We start from the raw sequence: 23,777 nt of genomic DNA on the forward strand, positions 1-23,777 counted from the left end.
AAATCTGGCCATACACCGAGACCATCGAGAAGACATGCGATGAAGCCACCGACCCGTACCACGGCGAATGCGCATGGCGCGCGCATCGGCACACTATCGCCCTTCCCTGACGGCTGGTTCGCCGCGGCGTTCAGCAGCGAGCTCAAGCCCGGCGCGGTACGCACCATCCGCTTCATGGGTGGCGAGCGCGTGCTATACCGCACGCGTTCCGGACGCGCCTGCATGGTGGAGCCGCATTGCCCGCACCTGGGTGCGCACCTCGGCCACGGCGGCCAGGTGGACGGCGATCTGCTCGTTTGCCCGTTCCACAGCTTCCGCTATGCCACGGATGGCCATTGCGTGAGCCATGGGCCGCAATCGGGGCCGGGCAGAATCCGGACACGCACCTGGCCGCTGCGCGAGCTTCACGGCGTGATCCATGCCTGGCATGGCGCGGGCGGCGGCGAGCCCGCGTGGCCACTACCCGAAGCTGATCTGGAAGGATTTTCCGCGGCGCGCGAGACCTCGCTGGACGTGCGCGGCCACATCCAGAATTTCACCGAGAACACCATCGACCAGGGGCATTACGCACCCATCCATGCGCTCACCGATTTCAGGCTCGATCCGCCACCGCGCTTCGACGGCCACCGCATGGCGGTCGACCTGGCGGCCCGCTGGCGCGGACTGCCCTTCCGCATGCATCTGGACATCCATGGGCTGGGCTATTGCCACCTGACCAGCGAGCTACCGCAGCTGGGTGCACGGATCGCGGCCCTGGTGCTGCCCACGCCGACCGGCGAGGAAACCTGGGTATTGCGGCACGCGCAGCGTCTGCGCATCCCCGCTTTCTCCAGGCTGCCGGCACCCCTGCGCGATGCGTTCTATGTGCCGCTCACCTGGTACATCGACCGCTGGCTGAAGACGCAACTCACGCTGGATACGCGTATATGGAATTACCGCCGCTATCCGGAGCATCCGCGGCTGGTACAAAGCGACGGGCCGATCATGGCGTACCGGCGCTGGGCCGCGCAGTTCTATCCCGCCGGCGAGAGTGCGCCCGCCGACATGCGCCAGGCCGATACCGAACGCCGGCCGGCGAATGAAATCGCCCGGTCACATGTCCGCGCTGACGCGCTCTATTCCTCCTCTCCGCTGAGCGATCCGTCATGACCGATCATCTCCATGCCTATGGCGGACCAGGCATCCATGTTCCGCCCGAGTTGTCGATTCCGCTCGTCGAAACCGCTTTCCGGCGCTGCCGGCACCCCGGCTGGGCAGATCTGCGCCGGCATTCGCACGCCTGGCTGCTGCAGCAGCGGCTCATGCCGGTCGACGTCGCGCGGCGACACATCCATGGCCTTCACTACACCGACCTGATCGCCGGCTATTACGTCGGCGCGTCCACCGCAGCCCTGGAAGCCATCTCCGATTTCAGCGTCTGGTTCTTCGCCTGGGACGATTTTCATGGCCGCTGTGCGATCTTGCATCGCCACCGCGCCTGGGCGCGGCTGCGCGACGTCCTGCATGCAGCGCTAGACGCTCCGCAGCGCTATCTCGACCATGCCGAGCCGCTGGTCGCTGGCATGGCCGATTGGATGCACCGCTTCACGCATCTGTTGACTCCGTCGTGGGCTGCGCGTTTCGGGCGGCATTTCCATCAGATCATCGAAGGCTACGAGCAGGAATACGGCCAGCGCGTCGCTGGCCGGATGCCGGCCCTGGACGCCTATGTCGCACTACGTCGCCTTACTTTCGGCTACGACGTATGGCTCGACTGCCTGGAGCTGGCCGCCGGGCAAACGCTTCCGCCGGAACTGCTGGCCTGGGATGAATACCGCCGCGCCGGCTTGGCAAGCCAGGAATTCTCCGGCTGGTACAACGACCTCTGTTCGCTGCCCAAGGAAGCGGCGGCGGGTGAAATCCATAATCTCGGCATGTGCCTCATGCATCAATACGGCCTTTCCCTGCCGCAAGCGGTCGCGGAAACGCGCCGGCGCATCGAGACGCGGGTGCAGGACTTCCTGCAGGCCGAGGCGCAGCTGCTGCGCCGCCTCGACGCCGCCACCCTGCCGACGGAGATCGACCGCACCGCGCGGCACTGCGTATTCAACATGCGCAACTGGACTTCCTCCGTGTACTGGTTCCACCACGAGTCGACCCGCTACCGTGTGGCGGACTGGCAGGACGGTGCGCGCCCACCCTATGTCACCGACGCACAGGAGACGCGCGTGCCATGAATGCCATCGCCATGACGGATAACGAGCCTCCTGTCGCCCATGGCGCCGTCCCGTTACTGGGCCATGTGCCGAAATTCGCCAGGGATCCGCTCGGTTTCCTGAGTGCGCTACGCGACGACGGCGAGCTGGTGCGGCTCAGGCTGGGGCCACGTCCTGCCTATGCGGCATGTTCGCCCGCGCTGCTTGGCGAGCTGCTCAGTAGTGACCCGGAGACATTCATCGTCGGCGGCCCCATGTGGGATGCGCTGAAGGCGTTGCTCGGCGAAGGCGTTGCCACCAGCAATGGCGCACTGCACCGGCGCCAGCGCCGAATGATCCAGCCTGCCTTCCGGCGCGAGCAGGTCGCCCGTTATGCCCCGGCCATGCACGAAGAGGCCGAGGCCATGGCCGCTGGTTGGCAAGACGGCAAACCCGTCGACATCACCGGCGCCACTTTCGACCTGAGCGTCCGCGTCGTCGCCCGCACGCTTCTTCGGACCGACGCGCTCGCCGAATCCGCTGAGCTCGGGAGCGCCCTGCGTACATTGTTTCGAGGCATGTACCGACAGATGCTGTTGTCGCCGCTGCCGTTACCCCGTCGGCTTACCCGCGGCAACCGCGCCTTCCGCCAGGCATTGGCGTCCCTGCACGGCATCGTTGACCAGGTAATCGCGCAGCGACGCGCCGATGCCGCTGGCGACGACTTGGTAGCCACGCTGTTGGCCGCGCGCGACGAGGCTACCGGCCAGCCACTGGATCACCAGGAAATTCACGATCATGTGATTTCCCTGCTGGTCGGTGGCACCGACTCCGTCGCGGCCACCATGGCCTGGCTGCTGCTGCACCTGGCGCAGCATGCGGACGTGCAACAGCGTATTCATGACGAACTCTGCGCTGCGCGGAGTACCGGGCCGCTGGACGCCACCCGGCTGCGCGAGCTGCCTTATCTGCGCAATGTCGTTACCGAATCGATGCGTATCCAGCCGGCCGTGTGGCTGTTCACGCGGCGCGCGAGCAGGGCTGTCGTGCTCGGTGGATATCGTATCGAGGCGGGCGCTGATGTGTTCTATAGCCCCTACGCCATGCAGCGCGATCCTCGCTCGTTCGACGACCCGCTGTGCTTCGATCCGGACCGTTGGGCGCCGGAACGAGCCGCGCGCATTCCACGTTTTGCGATGGAACCCTTCAGTGCCGGCGACCGCCGCTGCCCTGGCGACCACTTCAGCCTGACGGAACTGGCCTTGATGGCTATAGCGGTAGTGTCGCGCTGGCGGTTGAGTCCCTCGGAAGTCGACGAGCACATGCGCTTAGGGGTGACGCTTCGCCCAAGGCTGTTGTTGTTGCGACCGGAAGCGCGCAGATAATTAAAAAGAGTTGGCACATACGCTCGTGTCGCCTTGCGCGCGGCCGAATGCCCGGTTTCTAACATGGAAAGCCGTCGGATCCGCCGCCCTGCCCGGCCGGCCGGCCGGGTAAATTCGCTGTCCACCTGCACGATCTGTGCGACTGACCTGGCTCGTCAGCGGAGTGCCGGCATTGCCTGCACTCTCCGCGCTGCGGCTGAAAATCTTTAATGGCACGTCACAAGCTACGTGGCGCCTGTCAAAAGCCCGCTTTCAGCTCTCATCTTCTAGAACCGCCAGTTCAATTGCGCTCTGAGTGCGGCATCCCTCGTATGCGACGCAACTTGCGCATCGTACGAAACACCCAGCCCGACGCTCCTGCTTACTTCCACATCGACACCCGCGCTCAGCGCAAGCGCATGGCGGGCGATCGGCAATCCATACACAGCGAACGCACCGGTGTCCGCAAAGGCCAGCGAGCTGCGCGCTCTCAGGTCACCGGAGACATGCCGCCATCCGGCGCTGGCGTAGGCGCTGAACGCATCGCCCTGGAAAACGAAGTGCGTGGCCGCGCGCGTGCCCAGCGTGGTGTAGACCGCCGCACGCTGCCCGCCCCTGACCGCCAAGGCCATGGCGCTGTCGCGCTCCGTGAATGAATCGGTGGCGAGCCTCGCATAGGCCACTTGCGCGAACGGCTCGATGATCGCGCTGTGCACGGACATCCGATAGGCCGCACTGCCATAGAACTCCGTCGTGTGCGCCACCGCACGGCCGCGCAGGCTGGCGTCGGCACCGGCCGTGACCACCCGGCGGATGGTGTTGGCGTCGTGTCGCGTGTAATCGGCGCCGGCGCTCCATGCCAGGGCGCCGATCGAACCACCCGCGTACACACCGGCATAATCATCGTCGCTAGATAGCGATGATCCGCGCTGGGACACGCCGAGCGCCGTTCGTGTATGGCCGCCGACGATACCGATGCGACCGCCCTCTCCCACCGGCATGTCGGCACCGATCAGAACGCCGCCCGTCGTGCGCGACAGAGGCGCGCTGTTGCCCGTGCCGTCCACGCGTCCCCACGAGCCGACGGATTGCCCCCACCAGGCCAGGCCATTCGATTGAGTTCTGACCCGCTGGCGGGATGTGGCGCCTGTATCCGAATCCGCCTGTCCGAGGCGAAGGATCACGGCATCGCGCACGATGCGCGTGTCGTCCAGGTAGGTGCTCTGCGCGCTGGCATGAATCTCGCCGGATAGCCGGTCTGCGGCGTCGCGCAGCTGCGCATCGCCCTGCTGACTGGCCAGCGCCATGAACGGCGCACTGCCGGACGGTATGTTCTGTATGGCTGTCAGCACGGCGGCCTGATTGGGCGTATGTGCCGCGGCGGCGAAGGCGGGCGGTGGCGGAGGCGATGCCGGTGGAGTTGGTTGTGTGGACGCGGTATCGGCATACGACACGTCCAGATAGACGTGCTCGCCGTCATAGACCGGCACCACCTTCAGATTCGTACTCAGGCCGGTGTTGCCGACGACGGTGTAGCTGCCGCTGAGTCCGCCATTGGCCGTCAGCAAGGTATAGCGCCGGACGCCTTGAAACGCCGATACCGACGTCGCGGACGGCACCAGGCTGATCACCGCGCCGGGCTGCAGCAAGGCGCTGCCACCGATGCGGAGCTGGCTGGATACACCGTCCTGCGCGACATTCCATTGCGCGATATAGGTGGCTCCGGTTGCCTGCGTGTAATTGCCGCCGACCGTCAGGGCCTGATACGTCCCGCCGGCATGGCCCGGTGCCACCGTGCCGGCCACCCGTAGATCGCCGCGCACCAAGCCGTTGCCGATCAACACGCCTGCGTCGAACACAGAGCCACTGACGGCACCCTGCAGATCGAGCATGGCCCGCGGCCCAATACTCGTTGGGCCGCTGTAGCGATTGTCGCCGGCAAGTACTTCTTCGCCGCCCGTGATGCTCAGCGCCGCTCCCGTACCGCCGCCCAGGCCGCCATCGGCCAGTTGGCCGCTGAAAGTGCCGCTGGCCTGCGTCAGCACCAGCGTGTTGCCGCCCAGGTAGCCGGCACCGCGGCCGGAGAGCGACTGCATGTTGACGCTGCCGAAGGTGCGCGACACATCGAAGACGCCATCGGCCTGCACGCCCGCCGAGCTGGCGATGCTTGCAGGCCCAGCCAGCCCCAGCCACGCGCCCTGCTCGATCACGGTAGGACCGGTATAGGTATTGGTGCCGCTCAAGTTGGCGATGCCGCCATGGGCCACCGTGAGCGCGCCTGTACCAGAGATCACGCCGGCAAGCCCGAGCGGCCCCATCGCCGATGTCACCGTCAGGTCAGTCGAGAGTGGCGCATCCGTCACATAGAACGGCGTATAGGCCGTGGCCTGGTTCTGCAGGTCGTACATCACGGCGTTGTTCATGAAGAACGACACGCCATACAAGGCTGTGCCGGGAGGAATCAGCGGCCCCGCACTCGCCGTGCCCACGACATGCAGCGGATTGCCGTTGCCGTCATCCGCGGTGGTGATCGCTACCGTCTTGGCACCCGGCGCCGCGCCGGCCGCGGTGAACGGCAACCCAGCTATCTCGTTGCCGTTGACGTTGATATGCCCTGCCGCGGTTTCGCTGGCGATCAGCCCGCTGTCGTTGAGGTAGATCCCGGACGTGCCGGAATCGAGCACCGTCTGCAACTTTGCCTTGTAGGCGCCGTTGTTGAGGCTGTAAGTGAAATAGGTGTCGAACTGCTGCGCGGCGTGCGCGCCGGAGACGCCGAAGGTTTCCTGGTACGTGCCCTGCTGCGTCCCGGGCACCCACGGCACCACGCTCAGGAATTGCGCACGCAAGGCGGGGGTGAGGCCGACGATGAAGCATGCCTGTCCGCATCCGCCAGGCACGCCAGGCTTGCCGTTGGCCTCCACGATATAGCCCGTGGTGGTGAGCATGCCAGGCACGCCACCGTTGTCTCCCGCATACAGGAAATCGCCTGCGCCGAACCTGCCGTGGAAGCGTCCTTGTTCCGGCGCCGCGTCCTGGTCGAGTTTCTGCTGCCAGGTCAGGTCCTGGTACATCGTCAACGGCTGGCCCGACGCGTCCATGCCGGTGGCGATGGGGACGCCTTGCGTGTCCCCGCCGCGCACGTTCGGCGCGAAGTGATCGGACGTCATGACCGCATCCAGCACCGCGGCCACGGGCAATCCTTGTGGGGGCGCCGCACCGAACACCTGCTTGCCCGTGCTCGGGTTGTAGAACTGGACGCTCGTCGCCGTGGTGTTCTGCTGCCAATAGCCGGTGGTGCCGTCGCCATAGCTGAAGACATAAGGCGAGCCGTTCGCGGATGCCGTCCAGCCGGGGAACCATGACACCGGGCCGCCATCGTGTCCGACGGCGATATTGAAGGAATCGGAGCCCGTGTCGAACAGGTATTCCCGTGGCGCGCCGCCATTGAGCCCGACCTGGATGCCCAGGCGATAGGAGGGCGCGGTGCCACCGCCAGGCTGCTGGACAAGGTCCAGCGGGATATCCGATGCCGATGCGTGGCCGTGTCCGAACAGGCACGCCAGGGCGCACCAGATCGGCGAATGCTTCAATTTGTTCATGCGTTCCCCTGTAAACGCGAACGAAAAGCCGCCTGCCGCCCGGCTCGACGCCGGGCGGAGGACGATTCATGGATCGTCGGTGTGCGCTGCCCGCGGTTACTTCGCCAACGCCGCGATCTGGGCGTCGCTCAATGCTACGGAATAGAAACGGAAATCCTGGATGCGCCCGTCGAAGGACGCATGTCCCCCATCCCAACCGAGCAGCCTTTTCTGATCGATCAATTGACGTGGCGACAACTCGAAGGAATCGTCACGGCCCGCCAGCCGGCCATCGATATAGATCTTGGCCGTGCCACCGCGCAGGGTCACCGCAACGTGCACCCAGCGGCGGAACGGCAAGGCCTGATCGGCTTCGACCGCCTGCGTGCCGTTGACCCCCGAGGCGGTGATGCCAAAGCGCAACCTGCCGCCGTTGCGGCCTGACAGCGGTGCAAGAAACATGCAGGCGCCGCCATCCAGTCCCATGAACAACAGGCAGGTATCCCAATGCAGCGGCGCATTGGCGAAGGTCCACATCGATATCGTGAAATCGGCGACGTCCGTAAGCATCCCGGCCGGAAGCTGCACATACGATTGCTTGCCGTCGAACAGGAGCGAAGCGGTGCCCGGCATGCGGCCCGCGCCCCAGCTCGCACCGTTCATCAGCGTGCCGTCGCCGCGAACCTGCGCGCCATCGGGCGAGGTGACCCAGCCCGTGGCCGTGCTGCCGCTGCCGTCGGCAAGATCCATCGAGCAGCGCAATTCACCGGGAACCGCGACGCGGATCGGACGCGATACGAGGTCAAGGCCATTGCTGGCCTGAATCCGGTAGTACCAAACGCCTTGCGCCGGCATGTCACTGTATGTGCGCGTCTGATCCCCGGGCACCGAGCCGATCACGCTGAATGGCCCGTTCGCGCTGCTGCCGCGCTGGACCAGATAGGCCAACGTATCCTTGCCGCCCCACCACGAAAGCGTCACCTTGCCTTCGCTGCAAAACCCGGATACGCCGAACGGCGCACGCAGCGGTCCGGCGTAATCGTCCAGGCGGCTCCACAGCGTGGAATACGGCATGTCATCGCTGCCGCCATCTGGGTTTCTGAACTCAGTGTTGTGCACCATTTGCGCAATGTAGGGCGCGTCGATGCCCATGCGGTTGACGTAATGGTTGTAGATGGTTTCCCAGCAACCACGCAGCGAAGGTCCGGACTGGTTGGCCGCGGCAGTGAACAAGCCGGTCGGACTGTACTGGCGCGCAAACGGCATCACTGGTTGCTTGCCGTTCTTGTCCAGCACATTGGACTTTGCCACGTATTCCGCGCCAGCCAGGAAGCGATGGTTGAACGCGGAGTACAGATCATCGCCCTGTTTCCAGGCCGCTTCGAGAAAGTCGCCGCCCAGCGACATGCCGAGGGTGGAATGCCCCTGGTCGCGCCCGCTTTCCTGCCACTGGCCGAGGTAGCCCGGATGCATGAAATACACGCTGTGCATCGCCATGCCATTGCCGAACTGCGTGTGCACGTCGCCGTGATTGTTGCCGGTGTAGTAGTCGATCGCCTGCCGGTACAGATCGATGTCGTCGCAGAACACGCCGATGGAAAGCGTACCGACGAGCGCGGCATAGTCCCAGTTGGCGAAGCTCCACAGGCCGCCATCGGACAGGTGCGCGTGCAGACCCTTGGAAATCGGCTCCGCGAATACGTTGCGCAGCATGCCCTGGAAGCGCGCCACACCCTGCGCCGACCAGCCTGAGTAGGTGCGCATGATTTCCGCGGCATTGGCAAATTGGCGGCCTTGCATGCCGCACATCAAGTAGAACGTGTGATCGTCGTGCGCGGTGGAGCCCGGCGGAACGGTTCCGATGAACTTCAAGGTCGATGACCACGCGTCGAGCGTTTCCACGGCCGATTTGGCGTAGGCCTCTTCACCGGAAATCTTCCAGCGCAAGGCGAGGCAGAATGCCCGCTGGGTATCCCTGTACAGGGCCCACTTCGTTCCGTCCGCGCGATAGCACGCGGGCTGGGGATTGGGCTTGGCCGTCAAGGACGTGTCACTGGAGGCGCACATCGTCTGCCACCACTTGGTCCATGGCTGTTCGCCGTTCTTGAGCTTGTTCCTGATGCGCGTGAAGTCGGCCTCGTTGAGCAGCAAGCCCGGATGCGTAAAGCGCCCCGTGATCAGCGGACTGCCCGCCGGTGCGGAACCCGATGGCGGAAGGCTGCGGGCGCGGCTTTCGCCCACCCCGAATCCGAGCCCGAGCAGCAACGCGCCGGCACCCAGGCCTCCGACGAAGCGGCGGCGAGAGCTGTCATCGATGTGGTCGTGCGTATCGGCGCCGTTCTGAGGAGCGAGCGTTGGATGGTCGATCTGCTTCATGCGTTTTCACCTCGATCGCCGCTGGGTATGCCGCCAACGGCATGTGGGGGGAAGGTAAATCGGCGGCATTTATGCACGCGCGGCCAGGCAACTCCATGTCATTAGGGGGCGAGTGATCATTTTTGAGAGACGGCTTGCACTTTTCTCTGTGCCATCGCTCCATAGGGCCGAAGAGCCATGAGGAATCGGAATCCATGGATATCCGAATCGATATCAGTACCAGCACGAATTCACGCCGGCACGGCGATTTCACCAGTCGATGCGCAGCCCGGCCTTGCCGCTGTAGCCCTTGCCATGGTCATTGACGCCGAAGTCATGCCCGGCGCTGGCATACACGAAGACGTTGCGCGTCAGCTGCGCACCCAGGCCGGCGCGCAGACTTACCCATGAGCGCTTCAGGTCGGAGCGGAAATTCATCGGCGTCGTGGGTGTCGAGAAAGCCACCTGCGTATCGCCGGTGAATTCGCGCCATAGATCGGCGCGCAGCCAGGCGGTCAATGCCCTGGGGTGTGCCGGTGTGCCGCCGACCGACCAGCTCTTGTCCACTTCGGCGCCGACACGGCCGGCGAGCGCTCCGGCGTCCTTGAAGTACACGCTGGACGCGGCATCGGCGGCGTCATTGAAGGATGCGCGTCGATAGACCAGTTGCCCTTGCGGCTCGAACACCCAGCCGTTGTGCAATTGCATCCGGTAGCCGCTTTCGAGCGAGGCCGCGAGGCCGCGGCCTTCGGTCTTCAGCGGTGCCATGCGGGTGGAGCTGGCCCTGATCTTGTAGCTGCTACCCTGCACTACCGCGTCGGTGTACCAGCCCGATGGATCCAGATGGGTCCAGTACCCGCCTAGCGTGTAGTTCTGCAGCCGATCGTGACCGGCGTTGATGCCAGTGAAGTTCCTGACATCGCCGGCGATCTGACCCAGCGCGACATAGACGCCAGCGACATCGTCGCCGCCACCGTGTTCGTCGCGATACAGATCCATGCCCGCCTGCAAGGCATACAAGTCATCGCTATATTGAGGTCCCTTGCTGCCATAGATGCCAGCCGCGCCGCCATCGCGCTTGTCGTGCTGCGCGATGACCCGCGTCCAGCCGCCGCCATCGGGCGAGACGTCCCGGCCGATACGTTCCCGCAGGTTGTCCACCAGATGCAGTTCATAGGACAGCGCCATCGATGGGATGGCGGCGTAGAGCGACACCTCCTGCCGATAGAGCGGCACGACTGCCTGGCTTGGTGCCGGACCGGAGGAAGGCGGCGGCGGAGCGGGTGCAGGTGCAGGTGCGGGTGCAGGCGCTGGTGCAGGCGCAGGTGCTGGTGCTGGTGCGGGTGCAGGTGCAGGCGCAGGTGCAGGCGCGGGTGCAGGCGCGGGTGCAGGCGCAGGCGCAGGTGCAGGTGCAGGTGCCGCACATACGGGCGCCTGCGGCATCAGCGAACAGTCCAGCTGCGAGCGCAAATACCAGTTCTGCGTACTGCTGCCATCGGTGCTGCCGCGATAGAGCGAGTACTCGTACGGCCCCGCCGCCACCGCGCTTGCCAGCGTGAAAGCATTGACGGCGGTGGTGCCTCCATTGATCGCATCCACCACCTGGATGCCATTGGCTGAGGTCAGCGCGCCCGGGCCGCCCGTATTGGTGATGCGCAATGCGGTACTGCCGGTGGCGGTGCCGCCATTGATGACCAGCTGATCCGAAGCAGAGCCGTCGCCGCCCAGATAAGTGTTGAGTGCCACCACGCTGCCGGGGTTGCCGATGTAATGGGTTGCCACCAGCCGGTTGCCCGTGCCGCTGCCGCCCACCTGCGCCAGGCCGCTGTTGTTCAAGGTGCCGTTGACGGTGAAGCTGCCCTTGCTGCTGCCTAGCGCCGACAGCGCATCGGCCACCGCGATCGTGCCGCCATTGGTGACCGTACCGCTTACGCTGCCATAGCCGCCCAGCGTCGCGCCTGAGGCCACGGTAGTGCCGCCGCCGCCGCTCAATGCGGCGCCCGGGTGACTGCTGTCGCCCACGGCGAGCACGCCTGCGTTGACCTGGGTGCCGCCGGCATACGGATTGTCGGCATCGAGAATCACCGTCCCACTGCCGAGCTGATTGACGCCGCCCGCGCCGGAAATGCTGCCAGCGAACACATAGGTGCCGGTGCGGTCGAACGCCACCGTGCCGTCATTGGCGATGTCGCTGTTGATGCCGCCGGACGAGCCGCCATTGCCCAGCTGCAAAGTAGCGCCGCCGTACACCGCGACCGAACCGCTGAAGGCCGCATTGTCGGAAGCCAGCACCAAAGTGCCATCCTGCACATAGATGCCCAGCTGCGCACCGGGGTTGGCACTGGTGTTCTGCAGGTTGCCGGCCAGCGTCCAGGTTCCGGCGTCCACCTTGGTGAGCGAGCTGAAATTGAGCAGCGCGCCTTGCTGCGCGCCGGTGTCCGCGCCCGCCAGCGTCAGGCTGCTGCTGCCGCTGCCGCCGTCGATCGTTCCGCTGACGCTGGATCCGGTATACAGCGTCACCTCATTGTCGCCACCGGTGAAGGCGACATTGCCGATCACCGCGCCGCCGCTGTGATTGAAGAACGCCACATCACCGCTGCCGGCATTGCCGATCGCCGTGGCGTTGCCGCCGTTCACACCGGTCTGGATGGCGCCGTAGTTGTCCACGGTATTGACCGTGCCTGGCTGCGTTACCTGATCCTGGAACCAGATCGCCGGCGCACCCTGCGAGCTGATCGTGCCGTAGTTGGTGATGGTGTTGCTGTAGCCGACCGCGTTGACCGCCTTGGCAGCGGCCGAGCTGCCGGTCTGGGTCAGCTGCGCATTGGCATTGACGGCCAGGCTGCCGTTGTTGCGGAACTCGATCGTGCTGTAGCCGAGGTTGTAGCCGCCACCGTTGCTGCCACCGGTGCCCGGGCTGTTGGTGACCAGCGCGCCGCCATGCAGCGTGATCAGCGCATCGTCGCCCAGGCTGATGGCGTTCTGCGCCGCGCCCACATTGATGGTGGCGCCGTTCTGCACGTCGACCGTGGTGATGGTGGTTTCGCTGCTGCCGGTGCCGATCTGCGTGGTGTAGGGATTGGGAGCGGTGCTGTCACAGCTCACCGTCGCGGTCGACCCGCCGGGGCTGGTGCAGTTGGCGAGCGCCGTCTGCAGGAAACCGAATGGACTGGCGATGACGACGGACGAGGCGATGATGCGTGTTGCCGCATGTTTCATGTAATGGCTCTGCGTGAAATGAAATTTCTTTTCGCAGGAAAGACAAGCAGCGCGCGGCGAACATCGATGCTTCGCATCGACGCGGCAGGCAAGCATGAATCCCCTTGCGGAAAACAGCCGGTGGCACGCTGACTACCCGCTCGGGCACGGGAGCAACATGCGGCATTTCCGTGCATGAAAAATACTTGATCGCACGACGATGGACGCGAGCGACTTGGGCAAACGGTGAGCCAATGCGCGAATCTGGCCCCAAATGACTAGTGGCGAAAAACTTCTTCAGCTCCATGCAAGCGCAACGTGTGCCTTACATCACGATTGCCTGAACGACTCGCGCGATCTCGCAACGCGCGCGATGTTCCGAAGCGATTTCGAAGTACATTGCTCGACGCGCGAATGAGCTCGCGTTGAACGTCATCCGCGCGATCGCACCGGCGGAGCCGCGCGATCCGCCATCGGCAAATACCTGCGGCGCACTGCGCGCCCTGGTCCGATACATATTGGGAGAGATCATGAAGAAGCGCTTATACCAGGCCATCGCCCGGGGACTGGCCTGTGGCGCGGCCGCCGTGCTTTCGCTGTCGCATGCGGCGGCACTGTCCGCTCAAACCGCGCAGATTCCTTACACCTGGAACAACGTGCGCATCGTTGCTGGCGGCTACGTCGACGGCATCATCGCGCACCCGAAACAGCAAGGCCTGTTCTACGCGCGCACCGACGTGGGCGGCGCGTATCGATGGGATGCCTCGGCAAACAAGTGGGTAGCCCTGAACGACTCGACGCCGCCATCCGATTCGTCATGGACCGGCATCGAAAGCATCGCCATCGATCCGCATGATCCCAATATGCTCTTCCTGGTGACGGGCCTGTACGTCAAGACGTGGGCCGGCAATGGCTCCGTCCTGGTGTCGTCCGACCAGGGCAAGAGCTTCACCGCCCACCCGCTGAGCTTCCGTGTCGGCGGCAATGAAGACGGGCGCAATGCCGGCGAGCGTCTGCAGGTGGATCCGAACGATGGTTCGGTGCTTTTTTACGGCACCTCCAATGCCGGATACAGCACGGCCAGTCCCAGCATCCCCACGCAGGTCGCCGGCAAGGACGGCTTGTGGACCAGCCAGGACAAAGGCGCCACCTGGTCGCAGGTCAGCGGCTTCACGGCGCTGACCGCCGATGGCACGGGCGCCGGCGTGACGTTCATCGCCTTCGCGCCCTCGGGTGAACCGGCCGGCACGCCGACCAGGACCATCTATGCCGGCGTATCGACGCGCACCGCGGCGAGCAACGGCACCACGCTCTATGTGAGTACCGATGCCGGCGCTACTTGGAACCCCGTGTCCGGGGGTCCCGCCAACCAGCTGCCGCAGCGCGGCCAGATCGGACCGGACGGCAATCTCTACATCACCTACGGCAACGGCACCGACAGCAACGGCAACTACACGTATGCGATCGGCCCCGGCGGCATGACCTCCGGCGCGGTGTGGAAATACGACACCGTGCACCACACCTGGACGAACATCACGCCAACCGACCGATTCAACTACCCCTCCGGCTACAGCGGCCTGTCGGTCGATCCCGCGCACCCCGGCACATTGGTGGTGATGACCATGGATCATTGGTGGCCGATGGACACCATGTATCGCAGCACCGACGGCGGCAACAGCTGGATCGACGTGGGCGGCGCCACCTGGGATGGCAGCACCCCGAGCTCCGGCACCTATGCCGTCCGCGATTCGAGCATGGCGCCCTGGACGGTCGATCCGAGCCAGAAGCAAGCTGCATTCGGCAACTGGGGCGAGGTGGTGATCGATCCCTTCAATCCGGCGCATGCCATGTATGGCTGGGGCGGCGGAATCTGGACCACCTCCAACCTGACCGACGCCGACGCGGGCAAGCCGACGTACTGGTCGATCGGCGCCAGCGGTATCGAAGAAACGGCCGTCATCACCTTGCTGTCGCCCACCTCAGGCCCGCACCTGCTCAGCGGCCTCGGCGACGTCTGCGGCTTCGTGCACGCCAGCCTGACGGCGGCGCCGTTGACGGAGCCCAACAATCCCACCTGCGGCGACAGCATCGGCACCGGACTGGACTTCGCCAAGAATTCGCCCTCGACGATCGTGCGCATCGTCCAGCACGGCAACAGCAACCTCACTTCGTACGGCTCCATTTCCCGCGATGGAGGGTCCACCTGGACCGGGTTCCCCAATCAGGCCGGCTCCCCCAACGGCGGCGGCACCGCCGCCATTTCCGGTGACGGCAAGACCATTGCGTGGGCCCCGAGCGACGTCGCTCCGGTGGTTTCAAACGATGGTGGCGCGAGCTGGACGCGAGCCAGCGGCAGCGGATTGCCGTCGCTTCCGGTCGGCGTGCAGATGCTTTCGGACGGCGCCAGCTCCAATGTGTTCTATGCCTGGAACGGCGCCGACGGCAGCTTCTACAGCAGCACCGACAAGGGTGTGACCTGGCATGCATCCGCCAATACGGGGCTGCCTGCGGTGCCGTCGTGGCTCCGAAGCCAGGCAGCCGCCGTGACCGGCATCGCCGGTGAAGCCAAGGCGGGCGACGTCTGGATCGCCACGCCGTCGGGCCTGTATCGAAGCACCAACTACGGCACCAGCTGGGGACGAGTGGATGCCGCCAGCGTGACGTCCGCGACCTCAGTCGGCTTCGGCAAGGCAGTGAAAGGATCGCGCTACCCCACGGTCTACCTGGCCGGCACCGTCAACGGCGTCACCGGACTGTTCCGTTCCGTCAACGCCGGCGCGACCTGGGTGCAGATCAATGACGCGCTCCATCAATGGGGCGGCATCAACATCGCGATCGGCGACCCGCGCACCTTCGGTACGGTGTACCTCGGAACGAACGAGGCCCGCGGCGTCATCTACGGCACTTCTCAGCAATGACGGCTGCGACGCTCTTCTTCGCCACAGGCGGAGAAGAGCGTCTTCGGCTTAGGAAAGCCCGGCGTGCTTTCGCCCTGCGTGCACGAAGGCCAGAACGTCCCACCCTTCTCGAAGCCGCGGCGCATAGACCGCCGAGCCAGCGTATGAAATCGGACTATCCGATTTACGTTAATGGCCTGGATGGCTTGCGGCGTAATCCATGACGGTCGAGAACGGCGCCACCCAAATCGTGTCGGAGTGGGCTTTGAGATAGGCAAGGAGCTGGGCATGGACTTCCGCGGACACGGAGAGGTAATCGCCGCCCACACCGTGGAAACCCAGCACGATCATCCCGCCCTTGCGCTCGGCATCCTGGACCGCGGCGATCAGATCGGCGCCGGTTGCGTTCGAGGGGAAAAAGCGGGCCGGTACGTCCATCCGATCGAAAGGACGCTCTGTTGGGTCGGCGGCGCGGGTGTAACGCACCCATCCGCCGGCGCGCAGCGCCGGAAGATAATCGACATCTCCAGCCAGGTGCTGGCCACAAGGCGTGGCATAGCTGTGCTGCGGCTTGCCGTCGATCGCCGTCAGCATCGTGTTCATCGTGCGGATCTCCGTCAGCATGGTGTCGACATCGTAGGTTTCGCTGGTGTCGATCTTTTTTGCCGGCGGATAATTGGCCTTTGGGCAAGCATGGCGAATGGTGTGGTTGCCGAGTTCGTGGCCTTCGGCTGCGGCAGACCTCCAGCGCCCGATCTGCTCCGGGGCGATCTTGCTGCCGATCAGGAAAAACGTTCCCTTGAGGCCGACTGCATCGAGCGCGGGAATCGCCGTATCGAGCTGCGAGACGAGCGCATCGTCATAAGTCAGCACCACGGCCGCCCGCTTGCCGTCTGGCCATGTCCCGGCCACCGCCTGGGTGGCCATCATGGCGGTTGCCAGCAAAACCCATCCAATTCGCATCACTGTCCTCCACGCCATGCCGCTATTCGTGCTCAGTCGATAAACGAAAACCGTGCACGGCGGAGGGCTCGTGGTTCGCCATGCCATGTCGAATGGCTCCGGTGTCAGCTCGTCAGTCCCGTGGAGATTACACGAGCTGAAAAAGAGTGGGCATTTGCGCCCTGCCGGGTTCGATGGATGCTGTCATCCGACGCAGATCGCGGAGCTATTTCCGCGATCCGCGTCGAGGCTGCTTTTGAGCTAAGCCCGTACCGAATACCCGGGTGGCGTGTATTTCAGTGAAAACTACTGCCAGCATCCTGGTTATAAGGCGCTGCTTGCCATTGCGACGGAGTCAGGCTTTGCCCTTGGTCGTGCACCATGAACTGCCAAGGCCCGGCATACGTGTTGCCGCTGAAAACATTGGCCTGGCTGAAGGTGATGGCTTGTTCAATCACCTCGCCCCGATACGGCGACCACGACGGATAGCTTCCCCAGTTCGAAAGCAAGCCCTGCCATCCGCATCCATTATCCGGCGTGCATTCCGATCCGATATTTGCCGGATTGAGGCTGAACGTATTGCCGGTGACCTGGATGTTCTGGCTTTTCCAGCGGCAATCCGAATAGTACGGCGCCTTGTTGATCGTGCCTGCCACGCAAGTCGACAGATTCACCACCGCGGGATTCACCAATGTGCAATCGCCGCTGCTGGTGTTGGCGGGCGAATTGCAGAAGCGATCGGCGTTCTCCCAGATCACGATGCCCGACCAGTTGTCGGTGAAGGTGTTTCCCGTGATCGTGATGGTCTGATAGCGAGCCGGGACCCGAGCGTCTCCACCGCTCTCCGAGAGGTAAATGGCGCTCGTCGGAAAGTCGGGATTGGCCGGCCCGGAGGTATTGGCGGTCCGCAGGAACGTATTGTTCTTGATCAATGCGTTGTAAGACGTCTCGTAAATGATGCCCGAGTTCTCTTCGTCGCTGAACACATTGTTTTCGATGTCGAAGTCATTGTTGTTGGTATCCGCCCACAGCCCCGGACCTTCATGGTTGTGGTGAAACCAATTGTTGGTGATGGTCGCCTTGTTCGTTGCCCAGAACTTGCCCCCTCCGGTGCAGCCGCAGTCCGGGCTGGCGGTTTCCCAGAGATAAGTGTTGTTATATGAAATCTCGTTGTGATCGATGACGACGTTCGAGACGCCATCGGGCTCATAGGCGCTGAAGCCGTACTGCCCATTATTGGTCAGGCAGTTGTATTTCAGCGTGTTGGAGCTCCCGACGAACACGCCGGCACCCGCGTTGCCTTGCACGGTGTTGTACTGGATTGTCCATCCGTGACCGGCATCGTGATTGACGACGCCTTCATTATTGTTTGCCCCGGCGTTTCCGAAGTTCTGAATGGTCAGATATTCGATGGTGACGCCGGTAGCCTGGCCGGTGAAGGCATACAGATTGGTGTGCTGGCCGTCCAGGATGGCCCCGGGCGCTCCGATGAAAACGCTGTTGTTGGCGGGAATGATCTGGCTGTAGATCCCCGTGCCGAGCTTATGGATTCCCGGAGCGAACCAGAAGGTTTTTCCGGGCTGACGGAAGTTGAAAGCGCTGTTATCGCCGGCGGGCACCGTGATGGCTCCTGCCGGTGGCGTTGATGGGCCATTCAAGATGGACGCATCTCCGCAAACGGCCATGGCGGTAGCTGCGGTACCTACGCGGCTCATGATCGGTGCTTCAAGAACAGGCGCGTCGGCAACGTATGCCTGCGCGACCGCGGGTGCCGTCGATAATAGGGCTGCCAGCGCAGCAAGGTGGCCGGTCTTCCGTAGTGCGTCACGAACGATCTTCATGAGTTCCTTTCCTCCCGGTGATGAGGCGCACGCTATTGGACTCGCGCCAGGGAGGCTGGACTATCGCCCAAACATTCGCTCGTGAAATGGGATTGGCGACACAATGCGCCGCCAATCTTTCACCGCCTTGGAAAAGAATCATGCAGGCGAGGTGAAACCCGCTCTATTTGCGGATGTATATCGCCGGGTGAAAACCGCCGGCAATCGCTTTCGCGCTTCTTTGCGGTGCGAGTCATCGCCAGCGCCTTGGCCCGCCATCCAGGCAAAGGACGGCGGGATAAGGCGGCGCAAGCGTAGGCAACGATGCGCTGACAACTACGGCGTGGTCACGATCCGCTTGCGAGCAATTCATCCAGCTGCGCGAACTGCTCGGGCAGTCCTTCTGCCGAACCGGCGAGGGCTTCGTCGAGCGCCGCTTCGGTGGGATAGCGTTCGTGCAGGGTAACCAGCGTCTTGCCGGCGTTTTCTTCGAACGTCACGGTGGTCACCGCGCCCTGCTCGCTTTCTTCATTCGTCCATACGAGACGCGTGGGCGGCGTTACCTCTCTGTACGTGCCGAAGAACGCCATGGGCTGCTCGAAGGCCGGGTGGCGGAACACGAGGCGATAGGTGCCTCCAGTACGGACATCCATGTCGCATGAGACCAGCGACATGCCTGCGGACTTCGGAACCCACCAGAGCTTGAACAACTCGGGATTGCTCCAGGCTTCGAAGACGATGTGCACCGGGGCATCGAACGTTCGCGTGACCACGAGTTCACGGTCGGATTTGCGCGCCACGGAGGTGTGGTTCGTGGCGGCGGGACTAGCTTCTCTTGCCTTTTGCATCTGTCTTCTCCTTGGATTTCAAGTGCTCGACAAGTTGGTCCAGAGCGTCGAAGCGTGCGCTCCAGAGCTGGCGGTGCTGTTCGATCCAGGCGGCTTCCTCTTCCAGTCGGCGACGGCCGAGCCTGCAGGTTCGGACACGCCCGACTTTCTCCGTAGTCACGAGTCCTGCCTGCTCCAAGATGCCGACATGCTTCTTCATGCCCGTGAGGGTCATGCGAAATCTTTGGGCCAGATCGCTGATCGAGGCGTCTGAACGCCCGAGCTGCTCCAGCACGCCGCGCCGGGTGACATCGGCGAGTGCGGCGAACGTGATATCGAGGCGGGCTTGATAGTGAACCATGTGGTTCACTGTACGGCGAGCATATGGCATTTACAAGGGGGCGCACCGGTGGTTACGGATCGCCGGTGGCACCCCTGCTGCCCGGTTCCCAAGCCGCACCCGCCCCATATCGGACGCCGCTACAAGCTCATGCTTGCGCGCGGCCTTGGTCGGCGCCGCAGCTTTCTGGTGAGTGCGGCATTGCCGTCGGCGGCGCCCAGTCCTCGCCGTAATCATTGGCGCAGAGCCCTTCCCCGCTACTGACATACACAAAGACGTTGCGCGTCATGGCGACTTTCAGTGCCGCCTTCGTTCGCCGGGCATGCCGTGGCTGATGCGGGCGCTATATCTGGATGATGCCGCGCTTCACCGCCATCACTACGGCGTGCGTGCGGTCATTGGCATCCAGCTTGGAAAGGATGTTCTTCATGTGCGACTTGACAGTGTCTTCGCTGACGCCAAGCTCAGCAGCAACCTGCTTGTTTCCCAAGCCGCGGGCCACGCGCTTAAGCACCTGAAGCTCGCGCTCGGAGAGCGCCTCGTCGCCCATATGCTCCGCAAGATCCGATGCCGCATCGGGCGATATGACACGGCGCCCTGCCCTTGCGGACCGGATGGCATCGCGAAGCTCCTTGCGCAAGGAAGCCTTGAGCAGAAACCCGCTGGCACCCTGCTTCAGTGCATTGGCCACCTGTGCGTCGCCGCGGTACGTCGTCAGGATGAGGATGCACGCTTCCGGGAATTCCGAGCGTATGGCGCGCATCGCATCGATGCCGCTCATGTCGGGCAGTTGCAGATCCATCAGGGTGACGTCGGGGCGATGTTCGCGGAACGCCTCGATGGCCGACCGGCCGTCATGGGCATTGGCCACGATGCGCATGTCCGGCTCGCCGGATAGCCCGAAGGCCACGCCGTCGCGAAGCAGCGGATGGTCGTCGACCACGAGCACGGTAATCACGCTGGCGTTGCTGGAAGGCATCGGCACTTCATGCTTCGTCGTGGTCGAACGGGCGCGTTTTGCGGCCGGCGAACATTATGCCCAAGAGGGCGCGCAACCGGCGCAGCGGTCCGGAGTGATGGCGAAACGTCCTGGCCGCCGGCACGAGAAGTTCCAGCGCCGTGCCCATGCCAGGCCGACTGGAAAGCGTGAGCCGCGCGCCAAGGTTCGCCGCACGTTCGCGCATGCCTTGCATCCCCCAGTGGCCGGCAGGACGGCACGCAGCGAGCGCTTCCACGTCGAAGCCCTGCCCGTCATCGACCACACTGAGCGCCAGGTGCTTTCTTCCGTAAGTCACGCTGACGTCGATGTGGCGGGCCCGCGCATGGGTGAATGCGTTGGCGATCGCCTCCTGGGCCAGGCGCAGGATTTCCTCACCCGCGCCCGGATCGAGCGAGCGCCGCGTACCTTCCACCGTCAGCCGGAATGCCGTAGCGGTGTCGCGCGCGAGATCCTCTCCCGTCCGGCGGATGGCGTCCTCCAGATTTACCTCTTCGTGAGCGAGTGTGCGCAGCTGCGTGACACGATCGCGACCTTCGATGATCACTTCGTTCGCATGGTCGAGCGCTCGCTCCATCATTTGGCGCGCCGGGCCCGTGGGGGATATGCGCTCCATCGCCGACTGGAATAGAAGCATCAGGCCTTGCACGGCCTGCAGGAAGGTATCGTGCAGTTCGCGCGCGATGCGCTCGCGCTCGGCGTGCCGTTCTTCGAACAGGATTCGCATTTGAGCCTTGACATGGGCAAGCCGCCAGGCGAACAGCATCCATAGCGCCAAAGCCACTATCGCCAAGATCAGCAGCATGAATAGGGTGGTCTGGTAGAACGCCGGCTTGACGCGGAAGTCCAGGGGCACCGCCTCTTTCCATTGCCGCCCGTCCTGGCTGGCCGCGACGCGGAAGCGATAGGTTCCCGGCGGCAAGTCCGTGTAGAAGGCCTGGCGACGCTGGCCCGCTTCTATCCAATCCTGCTCCCGCCCCTCGAGGCGATAGCGGAAACGCAGATGCTGAGGCACGGCCAGCCCGGCCGCCGTGTAGTCGATCTGCATATCGCGCGTGAGGGGTGGTAGCGCCAGGTCGTCGGCCAGCGGATAACGGTGTCGATCCGCGGTGAGGCTTTCGATATGCACGGGCAGCGCACTGCCCGCCGTCATGGCGGCATGGGGATCGAAGGATTGCAGGTTGACGCCATTGGCGAGCCAGAGCAAGCCATCCGGCGCGCGCGCTATCTTCTTCTGAAACGGCGCGAAGCCTTGGCGCACGCCGTCGAGCACGTCGAATACATTCGCGCTCACCGTATGTGCCGGCTCGCGGATTGCGCCCTCGATATCCGCGAGTTCGACTTGGACCAGGCCGCAGGGCGTCGTCAGCCACAGCGAGTCGCCTTCACCCTCGGCCAGGCCATGGACGGCGTCGCAAGGCAGCCCGTCCTTGGCGGAAAGAACGCGCAGCGCACCTTGCCTGAAGGCGATCAGGCCCTTGTTCGTGGCGCCGAGCACGAGCCCGTCCCTGGCCGCCACGATATCCAGCACGGGTGTATCAACACCGGTCGCGATGGGCCCGGTCGTAATGGGCCGCTCTGACGCACCTGCCTGCGCGATGCCGCCGTCCCTCAATCCCAGCCAGATTCCGCCACTCGCGTCCGTGGCCAAGGAACGCGCCGACGGGAAGGCTGGCGGCTCCCGGGATTCGACCGCTCGATCCTGGCGGATGCGGACCACTCTCGAGGAGTTCCCTCGCACCACCGCCCATATGTCGCCTTCCCCATCCTGCGCCAAGGCGAAGACCATACCCTTCAGCGGCTTGCCATCGCGATCGGGAACGTTCGTAAACTTTCCGTCCGCATAGATCCACAAGCCTTCGTCGATGCCGACCCAGATGCGCTGCGCACGGTCCTCGAACAGACTGGTGACCTGGGTGCCCGGCAGCTCCTTGCCCGCACGGAGCGAGTGAAACTGGCCATGGTCGAGCACGTCGAGGCTGCTGGCCGTGCCTGCCCAGATCTTGCCGTCGCGTGCGGCAAGCACGGCGTCGACTTCATCCACGCTCAGGCCTTCGCGCGTCGTATAGCTCCACGCCTTGAAATCGCGGAACCGGTCCAGCCCGCCGGACGTGCTGACCCACATGTTGCCTTCCCGGTCTTCGAAGAAGTCATAGATGCCGTCGCCGGTGAGGCCGTCCTTGGTGTCGAAGTGATCCAGCCGGCCTGAGACCCATCGGTAAATGCCATGGTCGATGGTGCCTACCCATAGCGCACCCGCGCGGTCCCTCGCGATGGCTTGCACGGCAAGAGCGCTCCCCGCCAGGGTCGGTGTCTGGAATGCCTGCCACTGCTCCGCGACGATGCGTTGCAGACCCAGGCCCGGGCCGGCCACGGGCAGGCCGACCCATATCTCGCCACTGAGTTCGCGCGCAAGGACCAGGGTGCCCGGCGTGCCCGCTTTGATCTTCGCCTCGATGGGGATGGACCGGGATGCCGTGTGCTCGTTCCATTGGATCACGGCCGTGTCGCTCCCCATCCAGAAGGCGCCCTTCCCGTCGGTGACCATGTGGTCGCAGCAGAGGCCCTTTGCGTCAAGGCCGTCCGGCTTGCCGTGGCAGATCACGCCCGCGTCCGCGACCTCGCACAGCGGCTTGCCGTCCTTGCTGCGGGTGAGCAGCCAGACCTTGCCGTGGTCGTCCTGCGCGAACGAGACCACCGCGCTGTTCACGCCGGCATAGTCGGTAAGCTCCCCGTCCTTCCATCGGCTCAGGCCTGCCCGAGTGCCGATCCACAGGCTGCCGTCCTTCGCGCCGAACAATGCCAGGATGAAGGCGTTCTTCAAGCGCCTCGAGGTCAAACTGTCCAGTGGCACGAAACGCGCGCCGTCGTAGCGGACGACACCCGCCTGCGTGCCGATCCAGAAATAGCCATCCGAGGTCTGCGCCATCGGGTAGGCGGGGGCGGGAAGCTCGCCGTCCTGCAATCGCCAGCCGGTGTGTCCGTACTGGGACATCAGGCGGCTCGCATCGACCGCGTGCGCACTCCCCATGATGCCAAGGATCGTCCAGAGCACAAGCGCTGCCATTGCGCGCAGCCAGGCGGACCTGAGGCGATGCGAGCGTCGAATCTTTGCTGCACGACGCATCATTCCCCTCTTCCCCTCAGGTCGCATCCGTCATGCGATCTTCACCCAAGGCCGGCCAATTGCAAGTCCCCGTCGCGGAAATCCGTGGTGGTATCCGGGGATGTCATACCCCTAAAGAGTGAGTTCTGCGCTCCCCGCACGGGGATGCCGCTCGCCAG

Annotated in this window: 14 protein-coding genes; 4 read left to right on the forward strand and 10 right to left on the reverse strand. The window is 64.3% G+C overall.

What is annotated here, in order from left to right:
- Positions 1–39: 39 nt before the first annotated feature.
- Genes RKE25_RS12440 through RKE25_RS12450 form a run of 3 tightly spaced genes read left to right on the forward strand, consistent with a single transcriptional unit; the run spans position 40 to position 3,559 of the window.
- Positions 40–1,149 (forward strand): Rieske 2Fe-2S domain-containing protein, encoded by a 1,110-nt coding sequence (locus RKE25_RS12440; RefSeq protein WP_311838417.1) that lies wholly within the window; start codon positions 40–42, stop codon positions 1,147–1,149.
- Positions 1,146–2,216, forward strand: coding sequence for a hypothetical protein (locus tag RKE25_RS12445; RefSeq protein WP_311838418.1), 1,071 nt, complete (start codon positions 1,146–1,148; stop codon positions 2,214–2,216). The genes RKE25_RS12440 and RKE25_RS12445 overlap by 4 nt, the downstream gene beginning before the upstream one ends.
- Positions 2,213–3,559, forward strand: a complete 1,347-nt coding sequence (locus RKE25_RS12450; RefSeq protein ID WP_311838419.1) for a cytochrome P450 — start codon at positions 2,213–2,215, stop codon at positions 3,557–3,559. The genes RKE25_RS12445 and RKE25_RS12450 overlap by 4 nt, the downstream gene beginning before the upstream one ends.
- Before the next feature lie 266 nt (positions 3,560–3,825).
- Here RKE25_RS12450 and RKE25_RS12455 read toward each other — a convergent pair whose 3' ends face one another.
- The 3 genes from RKE25_RS12455 to RKE25_RS12465 all read right to left on the reverse strand — a co-directional run bounded on the left by RKE25_RS12455 (position 3,826) and on the right by RKE25_RS12465 (position 12,690).
- Positions 3,826–7,137, reverse strand: coding sequence for an autotransporter domain-containing protein (locus RKE25_RS12455; RefSeq protein ID WP_311838420.1), 3,312 nt, complete (start codon positions 7,135–7,137; stop codon positions 3,826–3,828).
- Positions 7,138–7,233: 96 nt separating this feature from the next.
- On the reverse strand, positions 7,234–9,492 hold the full coding sequence (locus RKE25_RS12460) for a LamG-like jellyroll fold domain-containing protein (protein ID WP_311838421.1): 2,259 nt from the start codon (positions 9,490–9,492) through the stop codon (positions 7,234–7,236).
- A gap of 249 nt (positions 9,493–9,741) precedes the next feature.
- Positions 9,742–12,690: an autotransporter outer membrane beta-barrel domain-containing protein gene (locus RKE25_RS12465; protein ID WP_311838422.1), complete on the reverse strand. Its 2,949-nt coding sequence runs from the start codon at positions 12,688–12,690 to the stop codon at positions 9,742–9,744.
- A gap of 509 nt (positions 12,691–13,199) precedes the next feature.
- Between RKE25_RS12465 and RKE25_RS12470 the strand changes: the two genes are divergently transcribed.
- Positions 13,200–15,587, forward strand: a complete 2,388-nt coding sequence (locus RKE25_RS12470) for a hypothetical protein (RefSeq protein ID WP_311838423.1) — start codon at positions 13,200–13,202, stop codon at positions 15,585–15,587.
- A gap of 168 nt (positions 15,588–15,755) precedes the next feature.
- Here RKE25_RS12470 and RKE25_RS12475 read toward each other — a convergent pair whose 3' ends face one another.
- The 7 genes from RKE25_RS12475 to RKE25_RS12505 all read right to left on the reverse strand — a co-directional run bounded on the left by RKE25_RS12475 (position 15,756) and on the right by RKE25_RS12505 (position 23,547).
- Positions 15,756–16,496 carry a polysaccharide deacetylase family protein gene (locus tag RKE25_RS12475; RefSeq protein ID WP_311838424.1) on the reverse strand — a complete coding sequence of 247 codons (741 nt, stop codon included), beginning with the start codon at positions 16,494–16,496 and terminating at the stop codon, positions 15,756–15,758.
- A 308-nt stretch (positions 16,497–16,804) separates the two neighbouring features.
- Positions 16,805–18,349, reverse strand: coding sequence for a right-handed parallel beta-helix repeat-containing protein (locus RKE25_RS12480; RefSeq protein ID WP_311838425.1), 1,545 nt, complete (start codon positions 18,347–18,349; stop codon positions 16,805–16,807).
- A 326-nt stretch (positions 18,350–18,675) separates the two neighbouring features.
- Positions 18,676–19,176 (reverse strand): SRPBCC family protein, encoded by a 501-nt coding sequence (locus RKE25_RS12485; RefSeq protein ID WP_311838426.1) that lies wholly within the window; start codon positions 19,174–19,176, stop codon positions 18,676–18,678.
- The gene (locus RKE25_RS12490; RefSeq protein WP_311838427.1) at positions 19,154–19,516 is read right to left on the reverse strand and encodes a metalloregulator ArsR/SmtB family transcription factor; all 363 of its coding nucleotides are present in this window, start codon (positions 19,514–19,516) and stop codon (positions 19,154–19,156) included. Before RKE25_RS12490 ends, RKE25_RS12485 begins: the two co-directional genes overlap by 23 nt.
- Before the next feature lie 127 nt (positions 19,517–19,643).
- Positions 19,644–19,784, reverse strand: coding sequence for a hypothetical protein (locus tag RKE25_RS12495; protein ID WP_311838428.1), 141 nt, complete (start codon positions 19,782–19,784; stop codon positions 19,644–19,646).
- Positions 19,785–19,838: 54 nt separating this feature from the next.
- Entirely contained in the window at positions 19,839–20,474 is a 636-nt protein-coding gene (locus tag RKE25_RS12500) for a response regulator transcription factor (protein ID WP_311838429.1), read from the reverse strand.
- Between the two features lie 7 nt (positions 20,475–20,481).
- Positions 20,482–23,547: a two-component regulator propeller domain-containing protein gene (locus RKE25_RS12505; protein ID WP_311838430.1), complete on the reverse strand. Its 3,066-nt coding sequence runs from the start codon at positions 23,545–23,547 to the stop codon at positions 20,482–20,484.
- Positions 23,548–23,777: the final 230 nt, after the last annotated feature.

This window comes from Dyella sp. BiH032 (assembly GCF_031954525.1).
Lineage (GTDB): Bacteria > Pseudomonadota > Gammaproteobacteria > Xanthomonadales > Rhodanobacteraceae > Dyella_D.